At 71.0% G+C, this 8,567-nt stretch carries 5 protein-coding genes; 2 read left to right on the top strand and 3 right to left on the bottom strand.

The window, feature by feature from the left end; all coding sequences use genetic code 11:
• From EAO77_RS30640 to EAO77_RS30630, 3 genes are all read right to left on the bottom strand, one after another.
• The coding region (locus tag EAO77_RS30640) for a bifunctional aldolase/short-chain dehydrogenase (RefSeq protein WP_147991700.1) at positions 1–1,756 on the bottom strand (1,756 nt) is incomplete at its 3' end.
• A 118-nt stretch (positions 1,757–1,874) separates the two neighbouring features.
• Positions 1,875–3,035 carry an L-rhamnose isomerase gene (gene rhaI / locus EAO77_RS30635; RefSeq protein ID WP_147991591.1) on the bottom strand — a complete coding sequence of 387 codons (1,161 nt, stop codon included), beginning with the start codon at positions 3,033–3,035 and terminating at the stop codon, positions 1,875–1,877.
• A 122-nt stretch (positions 3,036–3,157) separates the two neighbouring features.
• A complete protein-coding gene (locus EAO77_RS30630; RefSeq protein WP_147991590.1) occupies positions 3,158–3,853 on the bottom strand; it encodes a TetR/AcrR family transcriptional regulator in 696 nt (231 codons plus the stop codon).
• 261 nt (positions 3,854–4,114) lie between these two features.
• Here EAO77_RS30630 and EAO77_RS30625 point away from each other — a divergent pair, with 261 nt between their 5' ends.
• Positions 4,115–5,935: a glycoside hydrolase family 3 protein gene (locus EAO77_RS30625; RefSeq protein ID WP_261994203.1), complete on the top strand. Its 1,821-nt coding sequence runs from the start codon at positions 4,115–4,117 to the stop codon at positions 5,933–5,935.
• An 8-nt stretch (positions 5,936–5,943) separates the two neighbouring features.
• Positions 5,944–8,532, top strand: a complete 2,589-nt coding sequence (locus EAO77_RS30620) for a glycoside hydrolase family 78 protein (protein ID WP_147991589.1) — start codon at positions 5,944–5,946, stop codon at positions 8,530–8,532.
• The last annotated feature ends 35 nt before the right edge of the window (positions 8,533–8,567 follow it).

Here is an 8,567-nt window from a genome sequence, read left to right as displayed (position 1 = left end):
CGGCGGCGAGCAGACGCACCTGGTGGGCCTGGTCGGCCTTGGTGGCGGAGTAGGCGATGTTGTTGGGGCCGGCGAAGACGGCGTTCTTGGAGGCGATGTAGACGATGTCGCCGCCGAGTTTCTGCGCGGCCATCAGCCGGGCGGCCTCGCGGGAGACGAGGAACGAGCCGCGGGCCATGATGTCGTGCTGCAGGTCCCAGTCCCGGGCGGTGGTCTCCAGCAGCGGCTTGGAGATGGAGATGCCGGCGTTGTTGACGACCAGGTCGACACCGCCGAAGGCCAGCGCGGCCTCCCGGAAAGCGGCGGCGATCTGCTCCTCGGACGTGACGTCGACGGTGACGGCCACGGCCCTGTCCGGGCCGCCCAGCTCGGCCGCGACGGCCTGCGCGTTCTCGGTGTTCAGGTCGGCGACGACGACACAGGCCCCTTCGGCCGCTAGCCGGTGGGCGATGGCCCGGCCGATGCCGGAGCCGGCACCGGTGACGAGCGCGACCCGGGTGGCGAGCGGCTTGGGCTTCGGCATCCGCTGGAGCTTGGCCTCCTCCAGCGCCCAGTACTCGATGCGGAACTTCTCCGACTCCTCGATCGGCGCATAGCTGGAGACGGCCTCGGCGCCGCGCATGACGTTGATCGCGTTGAGGTAGAACTCGCCCGCCACCCGGGCGGTCTGCTTGTCCTTGCCGAAGGAGAACATGCCCACGCCCGGGATCAGCACGATCGCCGGGTCGGCGCCGCGCATCGCGGGCGAGTCGGGGGCGGCGTGCCGCTCGTAGTAGGCGGCGTACTCCTCGCGGTAGGCGGTGTGCAGCTCGGCCAGCCGGGCCACCGTCTCGTCCAACGGCGCTGCCGGGGGCAGGTCGAGGACCAGCGGGCGGACCTTGGTGCGCAGGAAGTGGTCGGGGCAGGAGGTGCCGAGCGCGGCGAGGCGCGGGTGCTCGGCGCGGGCGGTGAAGTCCAGCACCGTGTCGGAGTCGTCGAAGTGGCCCACCTGCGGCCAGTCCTTCGAGGCGATGGCGCGGATGTGCGGGGCGAGGGCGGCCGCGCGCTCCCGGCGCTCGGCCTCGGGCAGCGGTCCGTAGCCGTCGAGGACCGGCCCGAAGGGCTCCGGCCTGCCCTTCTCCGCCAGGAATGCCTCGGCGGTGCGGATGATGTGCAGCGAGTTGGCCTCGCACTCCTCGCTGGTGTCGCCCCAGGCGGTGATCCCGTGGCCGCCGAGGATGCAGCCGATCGCCCGCGGGTTGGCCGCCTTCACCGCCGCGATGTCCAGCCCGAGCTGGAAACCCGGCCTGCGCCAGGGCACCCACACCACGGTGTCGCCGAAGCACTCGGCGGTCAGCTTCTCCCCGTCCGCCGCACACGCCAGCGCGATACCGGAGTCCGGGTGCAGGTGGTCGACATGGGCCGCGTCCACCAGACCGTGCATGGCGGTGTCGATCGACGGCGCCGCGCCGCCCTTGCCGTGCAGGCAGTAGTCGAACGCGGCGACCATCTCGTCCTCGCGCTCCACACCCGGGTAGACGCCCTCCAGGGCCCGCAGCCGGTCCAGACGCAGCGCCGCCAGCCCGCCCTCGGTCAGGGTGCCCAGGTCGCCGCCGGAGCCCTTCACCCACATCAGCTCCACCGCACCACCGGTCACCGGATCGGTGGCGGTGCCCTTCGCGGAGGTGTTGCCGCCGGCGTAGTTGGTGTTCCGGGGATCGGCGCCGAGCCGATGGGACCGGGCGAGCAGCGAAGCGGCTTCAGGGTGAGATGCCATGGTAGTTGTCCTTCTCGGGCGAACTGCGGGTACGGGGCAGCGCCGGTCGCGAGCGTCCGCGGTAGGCGGCCGCTCGGCCGGGGGCGGGTTGGAGCGGGCGTGGGCCCTGGGGCGGGGGTCAGGCTCCCCAGCCGGCCTGCTGTCCGCCCAGGCGTGCGGCGGTGATCTTCTCGGCCCAGCCGGAGCGGTGGTACGCGCCCATGGGGTCGGCATCGAGGCCCAGTTCGCCGCGGACCTCGGCGAGCAGCGGACGGACGTCGGTGTTGTAGGCGTCCATCAGCACCGCGTTGGCGGCGAGCACGTCGCCGGACGCTTGGGCGGCGGCGAGGGCGTCGCGGTCGACCAGGAGCGCCTTGGCGGTCGCCTCCTGCACGTTCATCACGGACCGGATGATCGCGGGGATCTTGGCCTCGATGTTGTGGCACTGGTCGAGCATGAACGCGACCTCGGGGGTGAACCCGCCGCCGCGCACGACCTCGTACATGATGCGGAACAGCTGGAACGGGTCGGCGGCGCCGGCCATCAGGTCGTCGTCGGCGTAGAAGCGGGAGTTGAAGTCGAAGCCGCCGAGCTTGTCCTCGCGCAGCAGGCTCGCGACGATGAACTCGATGTTGGTGCCCGGAGCGTGGTGGCCGGTGTCCACCACGACCTGTGCCTTCGGGCCCAGCTTCAGGCAGTGCGCGTACGCGGTGCCCCAGTCCGGGACATCGGTGCTGTAGAAAGCCGGCTCGAAGAACTTGTACTCCAGCAGCATCCGCTGGTCGTCGCCCAGCCGCCCGTACACCTCCGCCAGCGCCTCGGCCAGCCTGTCCTGGCGGGCGCGGATGTCGTCCTGGCCCGGGTAGTTGGTGCCGTCGGCGAACCACAGCTTGAGATCGCGCGAGCCGGTGGCGTCCATGACGTCCACGCACTCCAGCAGGTGGTCCACGGCCTTGCGGCGCACCGCGGCGTCCGGGTGGCAGATGCTGCCCAGCTTGTAGTCGTCGTCCTGGAACGTGTTGGAGTTGACGGTTCCGAGACGTATGCCCTGGTTCTCGGCGTGCCGGGCGAGCGCAGCGTAGTCGTCGACCCTGTCCCAGGGAATGTGCAGGGCCACCGTCGGAGTGACGCCTGTGTGGGCGTGGACGCGGGCGGCGTCGTCCAGCTTTTCGTAGGCCGTACGGGGGACTCCCTGTTGGGCGAACACCTTGAAACGCGTCCCGGAGTTCCCGTAGGCCCAGGAGGGGGTCTCGATGGCCTGGGTCGTCAGGGCAGCCTTGACGGAGGTGAGGGAGGACAACGAGAGGCTCCTTCTCGAATGTAAAACGTTCTACACGGAAGCTAAAGAGCGCCTACCGACACTGTCAAGCCTTCGAGGCGGTGGGATTGAAAGGTTTCACCGAAGCGGTCGCGCCCGTCGCGTCACACGTCGGAGCCGAGCCCGTCGCCCGAGACGGTGATCCGCCGGCACAGGCGGTCGAGGTAGTCGCGATGGGCGGTCGGCAGGTCGAGCGACCCGTCGGACAATGCCCACTGGATCTGCAGCCCGTCCGCGACAGCCAGCATCTCCCGGGCGACCGCCTTGCCGTCGGTGCCCGGAATCACGACACCGGCAGCGATGCCGTGGGCGACCGCTGACGCGATAAAGGCCACGATGCGGGCATAGCGCTGCTGGAAGTAGGCGTGCGCGGGATGATTCTCGCCCCCCGCTTCGGCCGCGAGGGCGGCGTACATCTGCATCAGCCCGGGCTGGGTGACGTCGAGACGCGATTGCGCGGCAACCAGTTGAAGCAGGCGCACGACGTCCGGTGCTTCGGGGTCGAGCTCGCCGTAGAACCGGCTGACGGCCTCGGCCTCCCGGGCCTCCAGGACGGCCATGAGGAGGTGTCGCTTGCTCGGGAAGTGGTGAAGGAGGCCGGTATGGGAGATGCCGACGTCCTCCGCGACCTTCTGCATGGAGGCGCTGAGGTATCCCTTGCGCGCGAAGTGGCGCACGGCGGCGTCGAGGATCTCGCTCCGCCGCTGGTCGGCGGCGCGGTAGGTGCCCGTGCGCCGGCGGGTACGGGTGCGCGGCGCGGCCGCGGCGGCCGGGCGGTGGGCTTCCTCGGGGTCGGACATGTGTCGAGCATACGAAGGCGAACAGCCCTCGCCGTCGGCATGTCCGGCGGATGTGTGCCTCACGCCACATCTCTAAAAACCTATAGTCATGTCTGTTTTTAGGTTACGGTCGAGCCGTCTGCGGGCCGTGCGGCCGGGCGAAGTCGTCGCCTCCACGGTGTCCTTCCTTCCGCAGCGCCGCATCCTCCCCGTCTCCCGTGTGGCTGTCCGCCCCGGTTGTCCTGGCGAGGACGGCATCGACCATTTCGCGAGGAGAGCGCCGTGCCGCAGCCGTTGCCCCCAGGGCCGCCCGTCTACCAGCAGGCCTACCGCCCCGTGGCGGAACGCGTCGCGGATCTGCTGCACCGCATGACGCTGGAGGAGAAGGCCGGCCAGCTCTTCCACACGATGGTGATGATGGGCGAGAAGGGACAGCTCGCGGACGATCCGCAACGAGCGCCCGGTGGCGCGACCGCTCGGCGGATGGTTCTCGACCGCCACATGACGCACTTCAACCTGCTCGGTGCCGCGAGCGCCCGTGAGATGGCCGAGTGGCACAACCGTCTTCAGGAACTCGCCGCCGGGACGCGTCTCGGTATCCCGGTCACCCTGTCGACCGACCCGCGCCACGCGTTCACGGACAACCCGGGGACGGCCATGCACGCCGGACCCTTCTCGCAGTGGCCCGAGACGCTGGGCCTGGCCGCGGTGCGCGACACGGATCTCGTGCGGGACTTCGCCGACACGGTGCGGCGCGAGTATCTGTCCGTGGGTCTGCGGGTGGCCCTGCATCCGCAGGTCGACTTGGCCACCGAGCCGCGCTGGTCCCGCATCTCCGGCACCTTCGGTGAGGACGCCGAGCTCACCGGACGCCTCGCGGCCGCGTACATCGAGGGCCTGCGTGGTCCCGGCGACGGACTGGGTCCCGACAGTGTCGCGGCGATGGTGAAGCACTTTCCCGGCGGTGGCCCCCAGCTGGACGGCGAGGACCCCCATTTTTCCTACGGCCGCGAGCAGGTATACCCCGCCGGTCTCTTCGACCACCACCTGAAGCCGTTCGCCGCGTGCATCGCCGCCGGCGCCACGCAGGTCATGCCGTACTACGGCATGCCGGTGGGGACGGAGTACGAGGAGGTCGCCTTCGGGTTCAACCACGGCATCCTCACCGGGCTGCTCCGTGAGCGCCTGGGCTTCAGCGGGATCATCGTCGCCGACTGGGGCGTGCTCACCGACGGCACTGTGATGGGTGAGCTCCAGGCGGCGCGGGCGTGGGGCGTCGAGCACCTGACTCCCCGGCAGCGACTGCTGAAGGCGCTGCGCGCCGGCGTCGACCAGTTCGGCGGTGAGACGTGTGCCGACCTGGTCGTCGATCTGGTGCGGTCGGGCGAGCTGGCCGAGTCGCGCATCGATGCCTCGGTGGCTTTGCTGCTGGCCGAGAAGTTCCGTCTCGGGCTGTTCGACGACCGCCGCTACGTCGACCCGGACGCGGCGGAGGCCACCGTCGGACGCGCCGACTTCCGGGCTGCCGGCGCCCAGGCCCAGCGCCGCTCGCTGACTCTGCTGACGAACGGCGGTTCCGGCGCGGCCGGCCCGCTGCCGCTCACCGGCCGTCCGCGGCTGTACCTCGACGGGGTGGCCGCCGAGGCGGCCGCCGGCTACGCCGATGTCGTGACCGGGCCCGAGGCCGCCGACTTCGCCGTGCTGCGCCTCGACACACCGTACGAACCCCGCCCGGGCGTCTTCGAGTCCTTCTTCCGCGCAGGCAGGCTCGACTTCGCGCAGCCCCGGCTCGACGAGATCCTGCACCTGCTGGACGCGGTGCCGACCATCGTCGTGATCCGGCTGGAACGGCCCGCGGTCATCCCCGAGATCTCCGAGCGCGCGCACGCACTCCTCGCGGACTACGGAGCGGACGACCGTGCCGTCCTCGACGTGCTCTTCGGACGTTCCGCCCCCGAGGGGCGGCTGCCGTTCCAACTCCCCCGCTCCATGGCCGAGGTGGCGGCCGGCCACCCCGACCAGCCGCAGCAGAGCGCCGACCCCGTCCACGCATTCGGCCACGGGCTGCGCTACGCGGTCCCCTTCTCCCCCGCCAACGTCTAAGGACTGCCGTGCACGTCAGAGACATCCGCTTCGAGCACCATCGAAGCCCCCTCGGCATCGGCGAGCCCTCACCGCGGCTCAGCTGGGCCGTCGCGCCCGACTCCCTCGGCCGCGCGGAGCGGCAACGGGGCTACGAGATCGAGATCCGCGACGCGGTCGGCCGCGTCGCCCGACGGCGGGTCGAGAGCGCCGACAGTGTGCTCGTCCCCTGGGTCGGCACTCCCCTGGAGTCGCGTGAGCGCCGCGAGATACGCGTACGGGTCTGGGGATCCGGACCGGCCGGCCCGTGGAGCGACTTCGTGCCGGTGGAGGCCGGTCTCCTTCACCCCGAGGACTGGAGCGCTGCTCCCGTCACTCCGCTGAGCGACGACCCGGCAGCCGCGGACCCGCGCCCAGCGCACCTGCTGCGAGGGGAGTTCGCACTTCCGGGACCGGTGACCTCCGCCCGCCTGTACGCCACGGCGCTGGGTGTCTTCGAGATGGAGATCAACGGGCGTCCCGTCACGGACGAGGTCCTCTCCCCCGGCTGGACCAGCTATCAGGACCGGCTCCGCTACCGCACCTGGGACGTCACGGACCTGCTGCGTCCCGGTGCCAACGCGTGGGGTGCGCACCTCGCCGACGGCTGGTACCGAGGCCGTCTGGGCTTCAACGGCGGGATCCGCGACATCTACGGCGACCGCACCGCCGTCCTGGCACAGCTCGAGATCACGCTCGCCGACGGAACGCGCCTCATGTTCGTCACTGATCCGACGTGGCGTTCGGCCGACGGGCCGGTACTGGCGAGCGGTTTGCTGGAAGGGGAGACGCACGACGCACGGCGTGAGCGGCCCGGCTGGTCGAGGGCGGGGCATGACACCTCGGGCTGGTCGCCGGTGGCGGAAGTACCACTGGACCGCTCGGTCCTGGTGGCCGCGGACGGCCCGCCGGTGCGGCGCACGCAGGTACGCGAACCGGCGTCGGTCGTGCAGAAGCCGGACGGACGCCACCTCGTCGACTTCGGTCAGAACCTGGTGGGCCGCCTGCGGATCAGGGTGACGGGTGAGGGCGGAGAGACAGTCGTCCTGCGTCACGCGGAGGTGTTGGAGGACGGCGAGCTGTGCACCAGGCCGCTGAGGAACGCGACGTCGACCGACCGCTATGTGGTGCGCGGCGTGCCGGAGGGTGAGACGTGGGAGCCGGTGTTCACGACGCACGGCTTCCGGTACGCCGAGATCAGCGGGTGGCCCGGTCGTCTGCACCCCGAGGACGTGTCGGCTGTGGTCATCCACAGCGACCTGCGGCGCACCGGATGGTTCGACTGCTCCGACAGCGTCCTGAACCGTCTGCACGAGAACGTCGTCTGGAGCATGCGCGGCAACTTCGTCGACATTCCCACCGACTGCCCGCAGCGGGACGAGCGACTGGGCTGGACTGGAGACATCCAGGTCTTCGCGCCGACGGCGGCGTTCCTCTACGACTGCGCCGGCATGCTGTCGTCCTGGTTGCGGGATCTCACCGCGGACACGGACAGGGATGCGGGAGGGGTCACGCCGAACTGGTCACCCCGGATTCCGGTGATCCTTCCCTTCGAGGTGCCGGAGGGCAACCACCCGATGGCGGGGTGGGGTGACGCGGCTGTTCTGGTGCCGTGGGCGCTGTACCAGCGCTACGGGGATCGCGGTCTGCTGGAGCGCCAGTACCGGGACATGCGCCGGTGGGTCGACACGGTGGAGAAGGCCGCAGACCCGGACCGCATCTGGCGTGACGACTTCCAGTTCGGTGACTGGCTGGACCCGGCTGCGCCACCGGACGAGGCCGCGCAGAGCCGGACGCCGAAGGCGCTGGTGTGCACGGCGTACTTCGCGCGCAGCGCGTCCGTGCTGGCCGAAGCCGCGGGCCTGCTCGGCCGGCGGTCCGACCGGGACCGGTACGCGGCACTGGCGCAGGAGGTGCGGCACGCGTTCGTCGAGACCTTCACCGACGGGCGGGGAAGGATGGCCGCGGACACGCAGACGTCCTACGCCCTGGCCATCGGCTTCGAGCTGCTGGCGAGCGAGGGCGAACGCGCCTTCGCGGGCGCGCGGTTGGCGGAACTGGTGGCGGACGCGGGGTTCACGGTGGCGACGGGGTTCCTCGGAACTCCCCTGGTCTGCGACGCGCTGACCGCCACCGGGCACGTCGATGCGGCGTACCGGCTGCTGACGGAGCGGTCGTGCCCCTCGTGGCTGTTCCAGGTGGAGATGGGCGCCACCACGATGTGGGAGCGCTGGGACAGCATGCTGGCGGACGGCAGCGTCAATCCGGGCGAGATGACGTCCTTCAACCACTACGCGCTCGGCACCGTGGCCGACTGGCTGCACCGCACGGTCGGCGGCCTGGCTCCGGCGGCTCCCGGCTACCGCAGGCTGCTGGTCCGGCCGCGCCCGGGTGGCGGGCTGAGCCGTGCACGCGCCGCACACGACACCCCCTACGGGCGGGCGGAGGTGTCGTGGCACAAGGCCGAGGGTCGTCTGACGGTCGAGGTGACGGTGCCCCCGGGGTGCGAGGCGCTGGTGGATCTGCCCGGTCTCGAAGCAGTGACGGCCGGCGCGGGCACCCATACCTTCCACGCCTAGCATTCGTGCCGCGCGGTCGTCCTCGGGCGGACGCG

It is taken from the genome of Streptomyces sp. T39 (assembly GCF_008042045.1).
GTDB lineage: Bacteria > Actinomycetota > Actinomycetes > Streptomycetales > Streptomycetaceae > Streptomyces.
The sequence above is the reverse complement of the archived record's forward strand: the minus strand, read 5'-3'. Positions and strand labels throughout refer to the sequence as shown.

Bases quoted from the DNA above. Each gene is read 5' to 3' on its own strand.
- EAO77_RS30630 (WP_147991590.1), bottom strand. From the start codon at position 3,853: ATGTCCGACCCCGAGGAAGCCCACCGCCCGGCCGCCGCGGCCGCGCCG.